The sequence below is a fragment of the Terrabacter sp. MAHUQ-38 genome, assembly GCF_014518425.1.
Taxonomy (GTDB): Bacteria; Actinomycetota; Actinomycetes; order Actinomycetales; family Dermatophilaceae; genus Terrabacter.
In genome coordinates, this window is record NZ_JACVCU010000005.1 from 501152 (window position 1) to 519184 (window position 18033).

Below are 18033 nucleotides of genomic sequence, written 5' to 3' on the forward strand. Positions count from 1 at the left end.
CCAACTCAGCCCCGGCGAGACTCGCGCGTCTGTCGGGTCAGGCCTCCGGTGCCGACCGCAGCAGGGCCGTGACGACGTCGATCGCGATGTCGGTCGCGGCGTCGTCGACGTCGAGGTGCCAGACGAGACGCACGGCCCGCGGCCCCACGGCATACGTCCGCACACCGGCGGTGAGCGCCGCCTCGACGAAGGCCGCCGAGGTCCATCCGGCCGCGGCGACGTCGACGATGACGATGTTCGTCTCGACCGTCGCCAGGTCGACCGAGCCGGGGGCAGCCTCGGCCATCGCCTCGGCCGCGCGACGCGCCCGGGCGTGGTCGTGGGCGAGCCGGTCGATGTTGTGGTCGAGGGCGAAAAGGCCTGCGGCAGCGAGGATCCCGGCCTGTCGCATGCCACCGCCGAAGCGCTTGCGCCAGATGCGCGACTCGGCCATCGCGGCGGCCGACCCCACGAGGACGCTTCCGACGGGGGCGCCGAGGCCCTTGCTCAGGCAGACCGACACGGTGTCGAACTCGCGGCCGTAGTCGGAGAGCGGCACGCCGGAGGCGACGTGGGCGTTGAAGAGCCGGGCGCCGTCGAGGTGCATCGCGACGCCGCGCTCGCGCGTGATCTCGCGGGCCCGCCGGATCTCGTAGATCGACTGGACCGTGCCGCCACCGAAGTTGTGGGTGTTCTCGACGATCACGAGGGCCGTGCACACCTGGTAGGGCCCAACCCCCGTGATCATGAGGGACGCAGCGTCGTCGGCGCGGAAGCGGCCTCGCTCGGAGACCCATGTGCGCGACGAGATGCCCGACAGCACCGCGGCCGCGCCGAGCTCGGCGCGCACGACGTGGGCCAGGGAGTCGCCGATGAGCTCCTCGCCGTGCCGCACGTGCAGGCGCACGCCGAGCTGGTTGGCCATCGAGCCGGACGGCGTGAAGAGCGCGGCCTCATGCCCGAGCAGGTCGGCGACACGCTCCTCGAGGGCCCGCAGGGTCGGGTCCTCGCCGAAGACGTCGTCACCGACCTCGGCGTCCGCCATGGCGGCGCGCATGGCCTCGCTGGGCTTGGTCAGGGTGTCGCTGAGCAGGTCCGCCTTGAACACGCCCGCCACGGTGGCCGTCACCCGTGCGTCACGCCTGGCCGAGCATCTCGGCCACGAGGAACGCCAGCTCGAGGGACTGCTGGTGGTTCAGGCGCGGGTCGCAGACCGACTCGTAGCGCTTCTCGAGGTCGGAGTCGATGATCTTCTCCGCGCCGCCGAGGCACTCCGTGACGTCGTTGCCCGTGAGCTCGACGTGGATGCCGCCGGGCACCGTGCCGAGCGACTGGTGCACCTCGAAGAACCCACGGACCTCCTCGACGATGTCCTCGAAGTCGCGCGTCTTGTAGCCGGACGGGCTCTCGAAGGTGTTGCCGTGCATCGGGTCGCAGATCCACGTCACGGTCGCGCCCGATGCCGTCACCTTGTCGACGAGGGCCGGCAGCGCGGCGCGGATCGTGCCCGCCCCCATGCGCGTGATGAAGGTGAGACGGCCCGGCGTGCGGTTGGGGTCGACCTTGTCGATGAGGCGCAGCACCTCGTCGATGTCGGCCTTGGGCCCGAGCTTGACGCCGATGGGGTTGCTGATGCGCGACGCGAAGTCGACGTGCGCGCCGTCGAGCTGGCGGGTGCGCTCGCCGACCCACACGAAGTGGCCCGACGTGTCGTAGAGCCGGCCCGACCGCGAGTCGATGCGCGTGAGCGGGCGCTCGTAGTCGAGCAGCAGCGCCTCGTGCGCGGCGAAGAACTCGACGGTGCGCATGGCATCGAAGTCGGCGCCGCAGGCGGCCATGAAGCGCATCGCCTTGTCGATGTCACGGGCGATCTTCTCGTAACGCTGGTTGGCGGCGTTGGCGACGAAACCCCGGTTCCAGTCGTGGACGTGGCGCAGGTCGGCGAAACCACCCGTCGTGAACGCGCGCACGAGGTTCAGCGTCGCCGAGCTCGCGTGGTAGGCGCGGACGAGCCGCTGCGGGTCGGGGATGCGGGCGGCCTCGTGGAAGGCGAAGTCGTTGACCATGTCGCCGCGGAAGGCGGGCAGGGTGACGCCCTCACGGGTCTCGACGGTGGAGCTGCGCGGCTTGGCGTACTGCCCCGCCATCCGTCCGATCTTGACGACGGGCACCGATGCGCCGTAGGTCAGCACGGCGGCCATCTGCAGGATCGTCTTGATCCGGTCACGGATGTTGTCGGCGGTTGCCGACGCGAACGTCTCGGCGCAGTCGCCGCCCTGCAGGACGAAGGCCTCCCCGACGGCGGCCTTGGCCATCCGGTCGGTGAGGATGTCGCACTCGCCGGCGAAGACGAGAGGGGGATACGACCCGAGGGTCTCGATCACCTCGGCGAGCGCAGCCGTGTCGGGCCAGCTGGGCTGCTGCTGGGCCTCGAGCTCGGTGGCTGCCGCCGTGAGGGCGGCGAGGGCCTCGGAGCCATCGACTGGCTCCAGGCCGACATCGGAGGTGACGGTCCTCATGTTCACTCCGACAGCGTAGACGCCGTTCCGCACGCTCCCCGCACGGGTCCGCATCCCGAAACCTGGGACACGCCCCGCCGACGTATGCCGTCCGCCGGCGACCGGTGGGAAGTGCCCACTCGACCCCGGACCTCGAGGGGGCATTCTCAACCGTCAGGTAGGGCCTGGTCGGGCCTGGTCAGCTCAGGTCGGGTCGGCGAGGTCGAGGCCGCGCTCCATCGCGAACCGGACGAGCTCGACACGGTTGTGCATCTGGAGCTTGCCGAAGATGTTCTGCACGTGGTTCTGAACCGTACGGTGCGAGAGGAACAAGGTGGCCGCGATCTCCTTGTAGCCCATGCCCGTCGCGACGTACTTGAGGATCTCGGTCTCACGGTCGGTCAGCTCGGGGATGGGCCGCTCGGCCGTGCCGCCGCCTGCTGCCTTGGCCCGGCGGAACTCCCCGAGCACGAGGCCGGCGAGCCCTGCCGTGAAGACCGGCTCGCCCGCTGCGGTCGCCCGCACGGCGGCGAGGAACTCCTCGCGGCCGGCCGACTTGACGAGGTAGCCCAGGGCGCCCGCCTTGACCGCGTCGAGGACGTCCTGGTGGTCGCCGCTCGCGGACAGGATGAGGATGCGTGTGGGCACCTGTGCGGCCGCGAGTGCGGCACATACCTGGGCGCCCGTCAGGCCGGGGAGGTTGAGGTCGAGGACGAGGACGTCGGGCACCGTCGCGCGTGTGCGCGCGACCGCGGACCGTCCGTCGTCGGCGGTCGCGAGCACCTCGAAGCCGGCGTCGGCAAGGTCTCGGGCGACGGCATCGCGCCACATCGGGTGGTCATCGGCCACGACGACGCGGATGTGCTCGTTGGTCGCGCTCCCGTCCTGGGACGCTGCGTCGTCCTGGTCCGTCACGATGCTCCTCGTCGATGGGTCGGGATGTCCGGTTGGCCACCATGGTGGCGGTTCGTCAACGTGCTGTCCGCCGATTTGGTATCCGAAGCTCGACCGTCGTACCGCCGGCAGGGCCCGAGCTGATGGTGGCGGTGCCCCCGAGGTCGGTGGCGCGACCGCGGATGCTGGAGGACACGCCGAGCCGCCCCTGCCCGACCGCCTCCTCCAGCCGCCCCGCCGCGACGCCGCGGCCCGAGTCACGGATCGTCACGGCGATCTCGTCGCCGTCGTCGTCGAGCAGCACCCATGCCCGCGCGTCGTCGCCGGCGTGCTGGCGCACGTTGTCGAGCGCTGCCTCGACCGCGGCGACGACCTCGTCGGCCACGCGTCGCGGGAGCACGACCGGCTCGGCGGGCGCCACGAGCTGGACACCGTCGCCCTCGATGTGGCGCAGCAGCGCGCGCAGGTCCGCGGCGCCGCTGACCGCACGGCTCACCTCCGCCAGGTCGGTCTGGCTGACGAGCGTGCGCAGGATCCGCTCCTGCTCCCCCGCCATGGCACCCAGCCGCGCCGCCTCGCCGCCGAGGTCGGACGCCCGCCGGTTGATGAAGGCCAGGGTCTGGAGGACGCCGTCGTGGACGGTCCGCGCCAGGCGGTCGCGCTCGGCGCGTGCGGCGTCGAGTCGCATCGCCTCGCCGAGCGCGGCGTGGCTCGAGCGGGCGAGGTCGACGCAGTAGCCGATGCAGCCGCCGATGAGCAGTCCGAAGATCGAGTTCGAGACCGTGTTGGCGGTCGGTTCGACGACCTCGACGAAGGAGGACGCAGCAACGAGCGAGGCCGCCGCCAGGCCGCCGCGCCAGCCGCGCAGGACCGCGAAGCCGACGACCGCAGCGGTCGGCCAGATCGACGGGATCGTCTTCGCGCCGGCCGTGATGACCGCGGGGTGGTCGACGAGACGGGTCGCGAGGATGGCGGAGCATCCGAGGGCTAGCTCGACGGCGTACGCCCGGAACGTGCGCATCGGCCGGAGGGTCTGCAGGATCGTCCAGCCCGTCAGCACGCCGAGGACGGCGACGGCCCCGACCAGGTGCGCGATCTGGTCGTGGCGCAGCCACACCGACCACGCGGCATACACCAGGGCCAGCCAGCGGAAGACGTCGACGCCTCGCCACAGGGCGCGCACGATGGCGTGCTCGTCCTCGAGGACGGCCGTGGTCGACGGCGTCAGGTCGGGCGCGTCGACGGGTTCGCCGCCATCCTCGCCGGCCGCGCGCTGCTCGGTGGTGCCCATCGCGTCGGACCCGCCGAGGCGGTCCGGGCCGGCGCCGTGGCGCGGGGAGCCCATGGCGTCAGGACGCCGCCACGACGGGACCGTCGCCGTCGTCGTCGCGGTCGGCGTCGTCGTCGGACTCGGCACGAAGGGCGGAGCCGTCCGCCGTGGCCTCGGTGTTGTCACCGGCCGGGTCGCCGGCCGTGGTGTCGGCCAGACGTTGCTTGCCCTCGGCGGCGTCGAGCGCCTCCTCGAGCTCGGGTGCGGCGCTGCCGGGTTTGGCGGCCTCCTGCAGCTCGCGCGCCTTGGCGCGGGCAGCCTGGACGAGACGGTCCTTCATCGACGTGGCGTACATGTCGACGTACTCCTGGCCCGACAGCAGCATCAGCTCGTACATGATCTCGTCGGTGATCGAGCGCAGGACGAAGCGGTCGTCCTCCATGCCTTCGTAGCGGGAGAAGTCGAGCGGCTTGCCGACGCGAACGCCGACGCGCATGATCCGCGGGATGACCTTGCCGGTCGGCTGCGCCTTGTCGGTGCCGATCATGGCGACCGGGATGACGCTGACCTTGCCCTCGAGCGCCATCCGCGCGACGCCGGTGCGCCCGCGGTAGAGGCGACCGTCGGGCGAGCGCGTGCCCTCGGGGTAGATGCCGAGCAGCTCGCCCCGGCGCAGCACCCGCAGACCCGAGCTGAGCGCCGCGTTGCTCGCCTTGCCACCGGAGCGGTCGACGGGGAGCTGTCCGACGCCCTTGAAGAACGCGGCGGTGAGCCGGCCCTTGATGCCGCGACCGGTGAAGTAGTCGCTCTTGGCGAGGAAGGTGACTCGGCGCGAGACGACGAGCGGCAGGAAGATCGAGTCGGAGAAGGACAAGTGGTTGCTCGCGAAGATCGCGGCTCCCTCCTCGGGGATGTTGTCCTCGCCTTCCACCCACGGACGGAAGAGGAGCTTGATGATCGGCCCAATGACGATCGTCTTGAGGAACCAGTAGAACAACCGTGTCCGCCTTCCAACGGTGACGGCTCGAACTCTACGACACTCGCGCGCACGCGGCGCCGCATGCGAGGATCGGAGGGTCCAGCCGCTTCACCGCCAGGAGCCCAACGTGACGGTCCTCCCCGACGCCGCAGCTGCCTCCGGTGCGTCCCCCCGGCAGGCCTGTGGGGTGACCTCGTGAGCGAGCGCGACCTCGACGCGGAGTTCGAGCGCATCATCGCCGGCTGGGACGACGAAGCGCCCGACCCGCGGCCACGCGACGGCGCCCCCGACACCGCCGACACCGCCGACGACCTTGGCCCCGACCGCGACGGCGACCCCGCAGCCGAGAACGTCGGCGAGTCCGCAACCGTCGCCGACGACGGCGCCGGCACCGTCTCGCCGGACCTCGCAGCCCACCCCGCGGTAGACGCGGCGGATGCCGTCGAACACGTGCCCGAGCGCCCGTCGGACCGCGCCGCCGACCCAGCCGCGCCGCCGGTCCAGCCCGGCGCGTCGGGCCTGCTCGAGCTGCCGATCGCGCCCACGACCTCGCACGCGTGGCGAGGAGGCGCACCCCAGCGCGACGACGCCGACGAGATCCTCGACGCCGTCGACCCCGACAGCGACCACTTCGTGCCCCCGTCGGAGATCGACCTCCCCTCGGCCGAGACCGACCCGATGTTCTGGGCGATCGTGGGCGGGCTCGCCGGCGGTCCGCTCCTGCTGCTCTACGTCCTGTTCTTCGACCGCGACGGCAGCGGTTGGTGGGTCGTCACCGCGTTGACGATGGTCGTGGTCGGCTTCGTGCTGCTCGTGCTGCGCGGCGGCACGGAGCGCGACCCGTTCGACGACGGCACCCGGGTCTAGAGGCTCTAGCTCGACCCTGCGACGTCGAGGTCGACCCAGACCGGGCGGTGGTCAGAGCCGGCGACGAGGTCACGCTCCGCCACGGCGCCCACGGCACCCATGGCGTCCACGGCACCCACCTCCAGGACCGGCAGCGTCGGCGCGGCGAAGACCACGTCGAGGGCGGCAGAAGGCTGGTCCGCCGGGTAGGTGGGGATGCCGCCCGACACGAGCCGGTAGCGCGCGCCGATGAGCGCGCGAGCCCGCCCGTCGGCACCCTCGTTGAGGTCACCGGCGACGACGACGCGGTCTTCGGTGAGCGCGCTCGCGTCGAGACGGCCGAGGACGATCAGAGCGTGGCGCACCCGCTCCTCGGCCCGCAGACCGAGGTGCATGCTGACGACCGTGACCGGGCGAGCAGCGCGACCGTCGCCGGACAGGCTGACGGTCGCGGCGGCATACCCCCTTGACCGATCGGGGAAGCGGACGGGCAACCGGCCGCGCTGCCTCTCGACCACCTCGACCCGCGGTCCGGTCAGGACGGCTGTCCCGCCGGTCCCCAGCCGGCCGCCGCCCCACAGCAGGCCGCACCTGCGAGCGAATGCCGGCAGCCGCACCTCGGTCGTGAGGCGGCGTGGCACCTCCTGGAGGCAGAGCACGTCCGGCCGCACGGCCCGCACGACCCGCGCCGCGGCCGCGCGGTCGTCGCGCAGGTCGTGCACGTTGTAGGTCATGACCCGCAGCACGTGCCCGGGTCGAGCCGCACGACCAGGGTCAGGCACCGGTCAGCGGCCCACCCGGGCCAGCTCGGCAGCCCCGATGAGCCCCGCGTCGCTGCCCAGCACGGCGCGGACGATACGTGCCTCCGGGCGGTACCCGCGGCCGGGAAGCTGGCGGCGGAACGCCTCGCGGGCCGGGCCGATGAGCATCTCGTCGGCAGCACTCACGCCGCCACCGATGACGAAGAGGCCGGGATCGAACGCCGACGCGAGGTTGGCGAGGCCGATGCCCAGCCACTTCCCGATGTCGGCGAGCAGCTCACGTGCCGTGGGGTCGCCGTCGCGAGCGGACTCGGTGATGAAGGGACCCGTCAGCGCCGCGGCGTCGCCACCGAGGCGCGCGAGCAGGTCGGCGACGACGGGCGACCCGGCCTCGATCATCGCGCGCGCCTCCCGCACGAGCGCATTGCCGCTGGCGTACTGCTCCCAGCAGCCACGGTTGCCGCACTCGCAGCGCACACCCCCCGGCATGATCTGCATGTGGCCGAACTCGCCCGCGATGCCGTGCCGACCGCGCTGGACCGTGCCGTCGATGATGAGCGCGCCCCCGATACCCGTGCCGAGAGTGATGACGACGACGTGCGACTCGCCCTTCGCGGCGCCGAAGCTGGCCTCGGCCCAGGCCGCGGCATTGGCGTCGTTGTCGACGGTGATCGGGAGGTCGATCCGGTGTGCGAGCGCCTGACGCAGCGGCTCGTTGCGCCATGACAGGTGTGGCGCGAAGACGACGGTCGCGCGGTCCTCGGCCACGAAGCCCGCGGCTCCGATGCCGACCGCCACCACGTCGTCACGGTCGACGTGGCTGAGCAGCTCCTCCACGGACTCCACGATGGTGTTCTCGACGACGGCGGGGGACGTCGAACGGTGCGGCGTGTCGCGTCGGGTGCGGTGCGTGATGATCCCCGACTCGTCGACCACGCCGCCGGCGACCTTCGTTCCTCCGATGTCGATGCCGATGGCGAGTCGTCTGCTCATGCGCGGTCTCCGGGTCGGGTCCGTTCGGGATCGTCGTTCGCGGTGGCGGGCGGTGGCGTGGCCGTCGGCGGGGGCGGCGTGGGCGGGGCGTCGGCGGCGCCGGCGTGCCGCTCCCGTTGGGCCGTCGCGAGGTCGCGCAGCGCAGTCGCCGCGAACCCGACGACGTCGGCGACCTTCTCGATGGTGTCCGGGTTGACCTGCTGGACGAAGGCGATCAGCTGGCAGAGTGGGCACACCCGGCAGGCCGCGGGCGTCGTCCCCCCGCAGGTGCACTCACGCCCGGAACCGTGCGCTCCGTGGTCTCCGTGCCCTCTGCGCTCTTCCTGCCCTCCGCGCCCTGCAGGCTCGTCGGCGCCGTCGCGCGGCGCGTCACCGTTCGAGCGCGCCCGGCCGGGCGGCATACCCGAGCTGCCCGACCAGCCGCGCTGGGAGAGCAGGTCGACCAGCAGCGCGGCCTCCTCGGCGACGCTCCGCACACCGGGCGCGCCGGCGGAGCCGGACGTCGTGGAACGGTCGGCGTGCTCGGCCCCCGAGGAGCCCGGTCCGTCGATCGGCGTCACCGTCGCTCAGGCCTCGACGCGCTTCTTCAGCTCCTTGAGCGCTGTGTCGACGATGACCTTCTCCGCCTTGCGCTTGAGCAGCCCGATCATGGGGATCTTGACGTCGACGGCGAGCCGGTAGGTCACCTTCGTGCCCCCGCCCTCGCTCGAGAGCGTGTAGGAGCCGTTCATCGCCTTGAGGACCTGGGCCGAGACGAGCGACCACGAGACGACGCCCGTGCCGTCGTCGACGACGTCCCACTCGTAGTCGAGCACGTAGGTGTCCTTGATGGCGCCGGCGTCGAGCGTGAACTGCACCTGGTCGGCCCAGCCGTCCCCCTCCTCGGCGAGCACCGCGACGTCCTTGACCTCACCGGCCCACTCGGGGTATGCGTCGAAGTCCGCGATGACGTCGAGCACCTCGCCCGGAGGAGCGTCGATGACGATGGAGGACTCGGTGCGATCGGCCATGCGCCGAAGGCTATCGCGTCGCCCACTGCAGGTCGGGCGAGGTCCCACGCCGCTCACGGCGCGTCGGCCGCGTGCGAAGATGTGCACGGCGGCAGGACCTCCCGACGCAGCGGGTGGGCCACCGCCCGGCCGGGGGCTCCCGTGTGATCATGGCGACGTGGTCCTCGCGGGTTACCGCTCGGTATGGTGCAGCACAGTTCCGGCCCGGCCATCAGGAGTGTCAGTGAAGGACAACGTCGTCGCACCACTTGCCCCCACCACCACGGAGGGCAGCCTCGCGGGCCTCCCCGTGCGCAATGCCGCCGAGGCCCCGGGCGAGACCGCGTTCTCGCGCAAGACACCCTCCGGCGGCTGGACGCACGTCACGTGGTCGCAGTTCGCGGGCGACGTGGCAGCCCTGGCCAAGGGCCTCATCGCCACGGGCGTCGAGGCCGGCGACCGGGTCGCGCTGATGTCGCGCACGCGCTACGAGTGGACGCTCGTCGACTTCGCGGCGTGGAGCGTCGGAGCCGTCGTCGTCCCGATCTACGAGACCTCGTCGGCCGAGCAGGTCCAGTGGATCCTCTCCGACTCCGACACGCAGTTCGCCGTCGTCGAGACCGACTCCCACCGCGCCGTCGTCGACCAGGTCCGCGGTGACCTCCCGTCGCTGCACGAGGTCATCACCATCGACGCAGGCGGGCTCGACGCGCTCCGCGACAGGGGCCGGGAGGTCGCCGACTCCGACCTCGATGCGCGGCGCGACGGCATCGAGCGGGGCTCGCTCGCCACCATCATCTACACGTCGGGCACCACAGGACGCCCCAAGGGTTGCGAGCTGACCCACGGCAACTTCCTCGACCTCGCCGAGAACGCCATCGAGAAGCTGGGCCAGGTGGTCCTCAGCGACAACGCGTCGACGCTCCTCTTCCTCCCCCTCGCCCACGTCTTCGCGCGCTTCATCGAGGTGCTGTGCGTCGCGGGCAAGGCGCGGATGGGCCATTCCGCCGACATCAAGACGCTGCTCGACGACTTCGCCGGGTTCCAGCCCACCTTCGTGCTCGCGGTCCCGCGGGTCTTCGAGAAGATCTACAACTCGGCCGAGGCCAAGGCGTCCGCCGAGGGCAAGGGCAAGATCTTCCTGCGTGCCGCGACCGTCGCCATCGCGTACAGCGAGGCGCTCGATGCGGGCGGCCCGGGCCTGGCTCTCAGGGTCCAGCACGCCGTCTTCGACCGGCTCGTGTACTCCAAGCTCCGTGGTGCCATGGGCGGCCACGTCCGGTATGCCGTGTCGGGCGGAGCGCCGCTCGGCACCCGCCTCGGCCACTTCTACCGAGGCATCGGCGTGCTGATCCTCGAGGGCTACGGCCTGACCGAGACGACGGCGCCCATCGCGGTCAACACCCCGGACAAGGTCAAGATCGGCACGGTCGGCTACCCGCTGCCGGGGTGCGGCATCCGCATCGCCGACGACGGCGAGATCCTGCTCAAGGGTGTCGGCGTCTTCGGCAGCTACCACGGCAACCCCGACGCGACCGCGGACGCGCTCGCCGACGGCTGGTTCCACACCGGCGACATCGGCGAGATGGACGACGACGGCTACCTTCGGATCACCGGGCGAAAGAAGGAGATCCTCGTGACGGCGGGTGGCAAGAACGTCGCTCCGGCCGTGCTGGAGGACCGCCTCCGCGCCCACCCGCTGGTGTCCCAGTGCATCGTCGTCGGCGACCAGAAGCCCTTCATCGGTGCGCTCATCACCCTCGACGAGGAGATGTGGCCGCTCTGGGCCAGGTCGCACGGCGTCGAGGACGTGTCGCTCGAACAGGCCCGCACCCACCCCAAGGTGCTCGAGGCGCTGCAGGACGCTGTCGACCGCGCCAACGACGCCGTCTCCAAGGCCGAGTCGATCCGCAAGTTCACGGTGCTGCAGGGCGACTTCACGGAGGCCAACGGCTACCTGACGCCGTCCCTCAAGCTCAAGCGGAACGTCGTCATGAAGGACTTCGGCGACGAGGTCGAGAAGCTCTACTCCTGAGCCGCCCGGGCGCCTCGGCCCGGTGTTGCGCGGTGTGTCTCGCGCGTCAGCGGAGCAGTGCGCGAATCCGCTGCCGCCAGTCGGCGACGAGGTCGGCGCGGGTGCTGCCCACCTGCTGGCGCAGGGCAGCGTCGACGGCTGCCTCGCGGTCGTCGAGCCGTGAAGTCGGCACGTCGAGCCCACCGGCCGCCGCACGGTAGAGCCGCACGACTGCGTGGGTGCCATGCGCGTCGGCGAGCGTCCGCAGCGCCAGCAGGGACAGGCCGTATGCCGCCGGGAGGGTGCGGGTGCCCGGCTCGAAGTCTGCGTCGGCCGGAAGAGCGTGCGGCAGCCCACCGGCTCGGACCCGTTCGAGCGCGGGGGCCACGATCGCCGACTCGGGCAGGTGGATCGACGCATAGGCCACAAGCTCGGCGAAGCCCTCCGACAGCCAGACCGGAACGGCGCGGGTCGTCGCCGACCTGACGGTGACGTGGGTGAGCTCGTGCGTCATGACGACGTCGCGGCCGGCCGGCCGCAGGGCCGTCCACGCGCCGGGGACGAGGACGATGCGGTCTGCGCCGGCCCGTTCGCCGGGCGTGAGCGGGCCGTCCGTGGCAGCAGCCACGCCGCCGAGGTCGGCGGTCGCCCGGCCGAGAAGGCGTGCGGCGTCGGCGTCGGTGGCCGGTGCGACCCACACTGCCGGGCGAGCACTGCCCCACACGGCGGCCACCCTCGCAGCTGCCGTGCGAGCTCGGCGCGCGACCTCGTCGACGCGGGTGCGTGTGCCCACGGCGAGGACGAGCGCGTTCGTCGAACGGCGCACCACCAGGCCAGGGAGATCCCACGGTTGTGGACGTCCCGACGGTGCCGACGCGGTGAGGACGAGCCGGGTCGGCGCGGCCGGACCGGCCTTGAAGGTGAGGTCGAGGTCGAAGGATCGCGGCTTAGAGTCGAATCCCCGAAGCCTGTAGGTCAGGCTCGCGCGGACGTCCCACTCCACCTCGGCGCCCGGAGCCGCAGGCACCGGTGCCGTAGTCTCTCGCGCTGCGACGAGCCGCACCGCGCCGACGCCCATCGCGGACATGCGGTCGAAGACGGCTGACTGTCCGGCGCGGAGAGTGTCGTCCGACGCTCCGGCGAGCGGGGCGAGCCACTGCGCCCGATCGCCACGTTGCACGGTCTCAGCCCTTACCCGCAGAAGACCGGTGACAGCCCTCTCCCGCTCTGCCGCCCACGCCTCGGGCGGTACCTCGGTCGGCACATCGGTCGGGGCGGGTGGGCCGGGAGCAGTGCCGACACCGGTCGTGACGCCTCCCGACGCCGCGTCGGGAGGGCCCACGGCGCGGGTGCAGGCGCTCGGCAGGAGCGCGATCAGGGCCGCGAGGAGGGTGGAGGCCGCAAGGGCGGGTCGGCGGCTCGGGCTGAACACCGCGTCATCGTGCCACGCGGCGAGGGGCTCAGACCGCCCGGCGGGCGCGGTGCCCGGGCGCCCGCTCGACGTCGTCGAGCTGGGCACGGGCTGCATTGGCGGTGGCCGTCGTGACGAGCCCGGCGGCGAGGAGCGCGGACACGGCCCGCCGCTCGGCGCGGTCCAGAGGAGCCGTGACGGCATCGACGGCGCCCCCGCTCGACCCCGGCCGCATCGGGATCGCTGTCAGCGCGGTCACCATGCATTCCGAGCAGTGGACGTCCCGCACCGGGCAGGTCTGGCAGTCGACGAGCATCATCCTGTTCCACCCTTCGTCTTCTCGTTGCGATCTGTCGAGAAAGACGCTAGGTGCGCCCACTGACACTGCCCGCGGCCTGCATGCCAGGTGCGGTTGCCGGACCGTCCCGCCGGCGTCCGTCGGCGGGAGTGCCGCCACGGCTGGCGCGACTACCGCCGTCCGCAGAGGCCTTGCAGCAGAAGGGGTCCCACCGCCGCGCCTCCGAGGCATTGTCGGCGCAGCGGCATACCGTCGGGCCATGCAAGCGATCCAGGCGACGTTCGACGACCTCGGCACCCCCCTTGCCGACGTCACGTTCGTCGTCGTGGATCTCGAGACCACGGGTGGCGCCCCCGCCCAGTGCGGCATCACCGAGATCGGCGCCGTCAAGGTTCGCGGAGGCGAGGTGCTCGGGGAGTTCCAGACCCTCGTCAACCCTGCCGAGCCCATCCCGGCGTTCATCTCCGTCCTCACCGGCATCACCGACGCGATGGTCGGTGACGCGCCGCGCATCGAGACCGCGCTGCCGGCCTTCCTCGAGTTCGCCACCGGCAGCGTCCTCGTGGCGCACAACGCCGGCTTCGACATCGGCTTCCTCAAGGCGGCCGCCGCCCGTGTCGGGGCGCCGTGGCCGGGGTTCCCCGTCCTCGACACGCTCCAGCTGGCCCGTCAGCTGGTCGTGCGCGACGAGTCGCCCAACCACCGGCTCGCCTCGCTCGCGCAGGTGTTCGGCTCCGCCACGACGCCCGACCACCGCGCGCTGCACGACGCCCGAGCGACCGTGGACGTCCTCCACGGCCTCATCGAACGGGTCGGCAACCTCGGCGTGCAGACGCTCGAGGAGCTGTCCAGCTACAGCTCCCGGGTCACACCGGCGCAGCGGCGCAAGCGGTTCCTCGCCGACCCGCTGCCGAGCGCGCCCGGGGTCTACCTCTTCAAGGACGGCAACGACCGCGTTCTCTACGTCGGCACGAGCCGCGACATCCGCACGCGCGTGCGCACGTACTTCACGGCGTCCGAGCAACGCAGCCGGATGGCCGAGATGGTGCGCCTCGCACACGCGGTGCACCCGGTCGTGTGCCAGACCTCCCTGGAGGCGCAGGTGCGGGAGCTGCGCCTGATCGACGAGCACAAGCCACGCTTCAACCGTCGCTCAAAGGACGGCCGCAAGACCATGTGGGTCAAGCTCACCCAGGAGCGTTTCCCCCGGCTCTCGATCGTCAAGCAGGTCCGTGACGACGGCGCACACTACATCGGGCCGTTCCGGTCGCGGGCCACCGCCCAGGCCGCCATCGATGCGGTCCACGAGGTCGTCCCCCTGCGCCAGTGCACGGGCCGCCTCACCGGACGCGGCACCGCGTGCGCTCTGGCCGACATGGGCCGGTGCGGCGCGCCGTGCACGGGCGCGCAGTCCGAGGGCGACTACGCCATCGTCGTCGCGGAGTGCCGCGCGATCTTCACCGGCGACGCCCGGCCCAGCGCCGAGCTGCTCCGCAACCGACTCGAGGACCTCGCGTCGCAGGAGCGCTTCGAGGACGCTGCACGCGTGCGCGACCGCTTCCTGCAGCTCGTCCGCGGTGCCGCCAGGGCCCAGCGTCTGGCTCCGCTCACCCGCTCCCCCGAGATCGTCGCCGCTCGCCGCAGCGACGTCGGCGGGTGGGAGCTCGTCACGGTCCGACACGGCCGGCTGGCCGGCACCGCCGTCAGCCCCCGCGGCGCCGACCCGATGCCCTACGTGCACGCCATGCAGGCCACCGCCGAGGTCGTGCCCGCACCGACTCCCGACCGTCCGGCAGCCCTCATCGAGGAGACCGAGATCCTGCTGCGCTGGCTCGAGGCGCCGGGCGTGCGCATCGTCGAGCTCGACGGGTCGTGGACCTGCCCGGTCGGCGGTGCAGGGTCGGTGCGCAGCGAGCTGGAGCCGGCCGTGGCCTCGGCGCACGACGTCGTCGGCTTCGACCGTGACCTGCCCGGCTCCAACCAGGCTCGACACGAGCCCGGCCGGCGACGGCGCGACGGCCTGCGCCGCGCCGGTTAGCACCGGGAGCGGTGCGGCTAGGGTGTCCTCGTGATCACCGCCATCGTCATGATCAGCTGCGAGGTCGACCGGATCCCCGAGGTCGCCGAGACCATCGCCGAGATCCCTGCCGTGTCCGAGGTCTACTCCGTGACCGGCGACGCCGACCTCATCGCCATGGTGCGGGTCAAGGCGCACGACGAGTTCGCCGACGTCATCGCCGACCAGCTCAACAAGGTGGAGGGCATCGTCGGCACGTCGACGCACATCGCGTTCCGCACCTACTCGTCGCATGACCTCGAGGCGGCGTTCAGCCTCGGGCTCGAGGGCGAGTAGTCCTCACCCTGCCGCCGCGTCGGTCACCCGAAGGTGCCCGACCGGGGTGTACGTCGAGTCCATGAGCTCGAGCTCCGTGCCCGCGCCGAGCTGCATCTGCTTGAGGGCACCGGCCCAGTAGCGCAGGATCCGCCCAACCTCCTCCTCGGGGCTCCCGGTGACGGCGTCCAGGTCGATGTCGATGACGAACCGCATCCACTCACGCTAGCCCCCGGGTCCTTGGGCGGGACGTGTCCGGCGGCCCGGGGCTGCTGCCGCCAGGGGTCAGCGGTGGGTCGCAGCCACCCAGCGCTCGAGGAGCGCCGTCGCGGCGCCACTGTCGACGGCCTCGGCGGCGAGGTCCATCCCGGCGCGCAGGTCTCCGTCGAAGTCGGCCTCTGACGAGCCCGAGTCGGGCCGGGTGAGGGCCAGCGCGATGCCGGCGTTGAGCAGGACCGCGTCGCGGACCGCACCGGTGGCACCCGAGAACGTGTCACGGACGACGCCGGCATTGTGTGCCGCGTCGCCGCCGCGCAGCTCCTCGATGGGGTGCAGAGCCAGCCCGAGGCGCGTCGGGTCGACCGACCGCTCGGTCACGGTGCCGCCCCGCACCCACCACACGTGGGTCGTCGTCGAGACCGTGATCTCGTCGAGGCCGTCGTCGCCTCGGAAGACGGCCGCGTCCTTGCCGCGGTCGGCGAAGACGCCCGCCAGCAGCGGGGCCATGCGGGCGTCCGCACAACCCACGGCGGCATACGTGGGCTGGGCCGGGTTGGTCAGCGGGCCCAGGAAGTTGAACGCGGTGCCGATGCCCAGGTCACGCCGCGGCACCGCCGTGTGCCGAAACGACGGGTGGAAGGTCTGCGCGAAGCAGAAGGTGATGCCCGCCTCGTTGGCGACCTCCACGACCCGCTCGGGCGTCAGCGACAGGTCGACACCGAGCGCCTCGAGGACGTCGGCCGATCCCGAGGACGACGACGCCGCCCGGTTGCCGTGCTTGACGAGGCGGACCCCGGCGGCCGCGACGACCATCGAGGCCATCGTCGAGATGTTGACCGTGTGTGCCCGGTCGCCGCCCGTGCCGACGATGTCGAGGCTCGGCCCGGGCACCTCGATGCGGTGCGCGTGCGCGAGCATCTGCTCGGCGAGACCACGCATCTCCTCGATGCTCTCGCCCTTGGCCCGCAGGCCGATGAGGAAGCCCGCGACCTGCGACGGGGTCGCCTCCCCGGACATGATCTGCGCCATCGCCCACTCGGCCGTCGCACGGTCGAGGTCATGACCTGCGATGAGGTCGCTGAGGAGGGCGGGCCAGGTCGTCGTCTCAGGCGCCATGCGTCAGGCCGTGGGCACGCCCGAGCGCGCGAGCGTGGCGATGGCCGACGTCAGCGCGATCGGGTCGAGCGGGTGCGGGACGGCCAGGTCGGCCTGCGACCATGCGGCGAGCCAGCTGTCCTGCGGGCGGCCGGTGAGCACGACGATCGGCGGGCACTCGAAGATCTCGTTCTTCAGCTGGCGGGCCAGCCCGAGCCCGCCGACCTTGGCTGCCTCTCCGTCGAGCACGAGGATGTCGAAGCGCTCGGACTCGACCGAGCTGATGACCGCGTCGGCCGTGGCGCACTCGTGCCAGCGGACCACCTCGACGTCCTTGGCGGGGCGACGCCCGACTGCGGCACGCACCGCGTCACGCGTCGTGTAGTCGTCGCTGTAGAGCAGGACGCTGACCCGCGCCACCGGCTTGGCCGACCCGGTCGCCGTCGCGACCTCCGTGGACGTGCCCTGCGTTGCGCTGTCGTTCGAGGCGGTCATGCCGGCGATGCTACCGGGCTGGATCCCCCTCGCCGCACCGACCTCCCGACCCGCGGGACGAGGGGTGGGACGGTGGCTGGAGCCGGCCGTGGGAGGGTTGTCCCGGACGGCCCGGGAGCACGGCTGTTCAGGGTTCGTGTCGGAATGGTCACGAATCCTCTACTACCCGCGCGAGGAACCGCCCTGTAGCGGGGGGGTCCCTCGCACAGCCGGACAGGAATGTGGGAATAATGTCCAACGTGGCGACAGCATCGGCAGTTCCTTCAAGCGCAGTAGCGACTCCGGCCCACCACGGGCCGGCGACCCGCCCCAACATGGTTGCCGTCGGCACCATGGTGTGGCTCTCCAGCGAGCTCATGTTCTTCGCGGGTCTGTTCGCCGTCTACTTCCAGCTCCGGTCCGTCCGCGGCGACCTGTGGCAGGAGCAGACCGAGAAGCTGAACCTGCCGTTCGCGAGCGTCAACTGCCTCGTGCTCGTCGTCTCCTCCGTGTGGTGCCAGCTCGGTGTCTGGAAGGCCGAGCGGGGCCAGAAGGCCCGCACCGGCAAGCTCCTGGACATCAAGGGCTGGGGCATGCGCGAGTGGTACGTCCTGACCTACTTCTTCGGGGCCTTCTTCATCGCCGGGCAGGTCATGGAGTACGCCGAGCTCGTCCACGAGAACGTCACGCTGAGCTCTGACGCGTACGGCTCCGTCTTCTTCATGGCGACCGGCTTCCACGGCCTGCACGTCACGGGAGGCCTCATCGCGTTCCTGCTCATCATCGCCCGCACGTTCACGACCCGCCGCTACACGCACGCCAACGCCACCGGCGCGGTCGTGACGTCGTACTACTGGCACTTCGTCGACGTCGTGTGGATCGCCCTCTTCGCCACCATCTACATCCTGCGCTGACCCCGCGGACCCCACGCATGAGCGCGCAGCTGCACCCGACCCCCACCACCATGGACGACAGGACCCC

19 protein-coding genes are annotated in these 18033 nt (G+C 71.9%); 5 read left to right on the plus strand and 14 right to left on the minus strand.

The window, feature by feature from the left end; all coding sequences use genetic code 11:
• Positions 1-37: 37 nt before the first annotated feature.
• The 5 genes from H9I49_RS20340 to H9I49_RS20360 all read right to left on the minus strand — a co-directional run bounded on the left by H9I49_RS20340 (position 38) and on the right by H9I49_RS20360 (position 5638).
• A complete protein-coding gene (locus tag H9I49_RS20340) occupies positions 38-1087 on the minus strand; it encodes a low specificity L-threonine aldolase (RefSeq protein ID WP_370587676.1) in 1050 nt (349 codons plus the stop codon).
• Positions 1088-1115: 28 nt separating this feature from the next.
• Positions 1116-2552: a class II 3-deoxy-7-phosphoheptulonate synthase gene (locus H9I49_RS20345; protein WP_370587677.1), complete on the minus strand. Its 1437-nt coding sequence runs from the start codon at positions 2550-2552 to the stop codon at positions 1116-1118.
• 129 nt (positions 2553-2681) lie between these two features.
• The gene (locus H9I49_RS20350; RefSeq protein WP_188032187.1) at positions 2682-3392 is read right to left on the minus strand and encodes a response regulator transcription factor; all 711 of its coding nucleotides are present in this window, start codon (positions 3390-3392) and stop codon (positions 2682-2684) included.
• A gap of 55 nt (positions 3393-3447) precedes the next feature.
• Positions 3448-4716 (minus strand): MacS family sensor histidine kinase, encoded by a 1269-nt coding sequence (gene macS / locus H9I49_RS20355; RefSeq protein WP_255524112.1) that lies wholly within the window; start codon positions 4714-4716, stop codon positions 3448-3450.
• A gap of 4 nt (positions 4717-4720) precedes the next feature.
• Entirely contained in the window at positions 4721-5638 is a 918-nt protein-coding gene (locus tag H9I49_RS20360; RefSeq protein WP_188032188.1) for a 1-acyl-sn-glycerol-3-phosphate acyltransferase, read from the minus strand.
• Positions 5639-5815: 177 nt separating this feature from the next.
• On the opposite strand from H9I49_RS20360, the gene H9I49_RS20365 reads away from it, so the two are divergent.
• Entirely contained in the window at positions 5816-6487 is a 672-nt protein-coding gene (locus tag H9I49_RS20365) for a hypothetical protein (RefSeq protein WP_188032189.1), read from the plus strand.
• A 5-nt stretch (positions 6488-6492) separates the two neighbouring features.
• Here H9I49_RS20365 and H9I49_RS20370 read toward each other — a convergent pair whose 3' ends face one another.
• The 4 genes from H9I49_RS20370 to H9I49_RS20385 are packed head-to-tail and all read right to left on the minus strand — an operon-like array spanning position 6493 to position 9230.
• Entirely contained in the window at positions 6493-7200 is a 708-nt protein-coding gene (locus H9I49_RS20370) for an endonuclease/exonuclease/phosphatase family protein (protein ID WP_188032190.1), read from the minus strand.
• A gap of 51 nt (positions 7201-7251) precedes the next feature.
• Positions 7252-8220 carry an ROK family glucokinase gene (locus H9I49_RS20375; RefSeq protein ID WP_188032191.1) on the minus strand — a complete coding sequence of 323 codons (969 nt, stop codon included), beginning with the start codon at positions 8218-8220 and terminating at the stop codon, positions 7252-7254.
• Positions 8217-8780, minus strand: a complete 564-nt coding sequence (locus tag H9I49_RS20380) for a hypothetical protein (RefSeq protein WP_188032192.1) — start codon at positions 8778-8780, stop codon at positions 8217-8219. Before H9I49_RS20380 ends, H9I49_RS20375 begins: the two co-directional genes overlap by 4 nt.
• 6 nt (positions 8781-8786) lie before the next feature.
• Positions 8787-9230, minus strand: a complete 444-nt coding sequence (locus H9I49_RS20385) for an SRPBCC family protein (protein WP_188032193.1) — start codon at positions 9228-9230, stop codon at positions 8787-8789.
• Between the two features lie 223 nt (positions 9231-9453).
• Here H9I49_RS20385 and H9I49_RS20390 point away from each other — a divergent pair, with 223 nt between their 5' ends.
• Positions 9454-11244 (plus strand): AMP-dependent synthetase/ligase, encoded by a 1791-nt coding sequence (locus H9I49_RS20390; protein ID WP_188032194.1) that lies wholly within the window; start codon positions 9454-9456, stop codon positions 11242-11244.
• Between the two features lie 46 nt (positions 11245-11290).
• On the opposite strand, the gene H9I49_RS20395 is transcribed toward H9I49_RS20390, so the two are convergent.
• Both H9I49_RS20395 and H9I49_RS20400 read right to left on the minus strand, forming a co-directional pair.
• Positions 11291-12655 (minus strand): hypothetical protein, encoded by a 1365-nt coding sequence (locus H9I49_RS20395; RefSeq protein WP_188032195.1) that lies wholly within the window; start codon positions 12653-12655, stop codon positions 11291-11293.
• 28 nt (positions 12656-12683) lie between these two features.
• A complete protein-coding gene (locus H9I49_RS20400) occupies positions 12684-12953 on the minus strand; it encodes a hypothetical protein (RefSeq protein WP_188032196.1) in 270 nt (89 codons plus the stop codon).
• 238 nt (positions 12954-13191) lie between these two features.
• On the opposite strand from H9I49_RS20400, the gene H9I49_RS20405 reads away from it, so the two are divergent.
• Positions 13192-14970, plus strand: a complete 1779-nt coding sequence (locus H9I49_RS20405) for a DEDD exonuclease domain-containing protein (RefSeq protein WP_188032197.1) — start codon at positions 13192-13194, stop codon at positions 14968-14970.
• A gap of 30 nt (positions 14971-15000) precedes the next feature.
• Complete coding sequence (locus H9I49_RS20410) at positions 15001-15285, plus strand: Lrp/AsnC ligand binding domain-containing protein (RefSeq protein ID WP_188032198.1); 285 nt, start codon at positions 15001-15003, stop codon at positions 15283-15285.
• A 3-nt stretch (positions 15286-15288) separates the two neighbouring features.
• Here the strand turns inward: H9I49_RS20410 and H9I49_RS20415 are convergent, their stop codons facing one another.
• The 3 genes from H9I49_RS20415 to H9I49_RS20425 form a co-directional block, all read right to left on the minus strand.
• Complete coding sequence (locus H9I49_RS20415) at positions 15289-15480, minus strand: hypothetical protein (RefSeq protein WP_188032199.1); 192 nt, start codon at positions 15478-15480, stop codon at positions 15289-15291.
• A gap of 69 nt (positions 15481-15549) precedes the next feature.
• Positions 15550-16599 carry an anthranilate phosphoribosyltransferase gene (trpD, locus tag H9I49_RS20420; protein WP_188032200.1) on the minus strand — a complete coding sequence of 350 codons (1050 nt, stop codon included), beginning with the start codon at positions 16597-16599 and terminating at the stop codon, positions 15550-15552.
• Positions 16600-16602: 3 nt separating this feature from the next.
• Positions 16603-17073, minus strand: a complete 471-nt coding sequence (locus H9I49_RS20425; protein WP_188032201.1) for a response regulator transcription factor — start codon at positions 17071-17073, stop codon at positions 16603-16605.
• 230 nt (positions 17074-17303) lie between these two features.
• Here H9I49_RS20425 and H9I49_RS20430 point away from each other — a divergent pair, with 230 nt between their 5' ends.
• Entirely contained in the window at positions 17304-17966 is a 663-nt protein-coding gene (locus H9I49_RS20430; RefSeq protein ID WP_188032202.1) for a heme-copper oxidase subunit III, read from the plus strand.
• Positions 17967-18033: the final 67 nt, after the last annotated feature.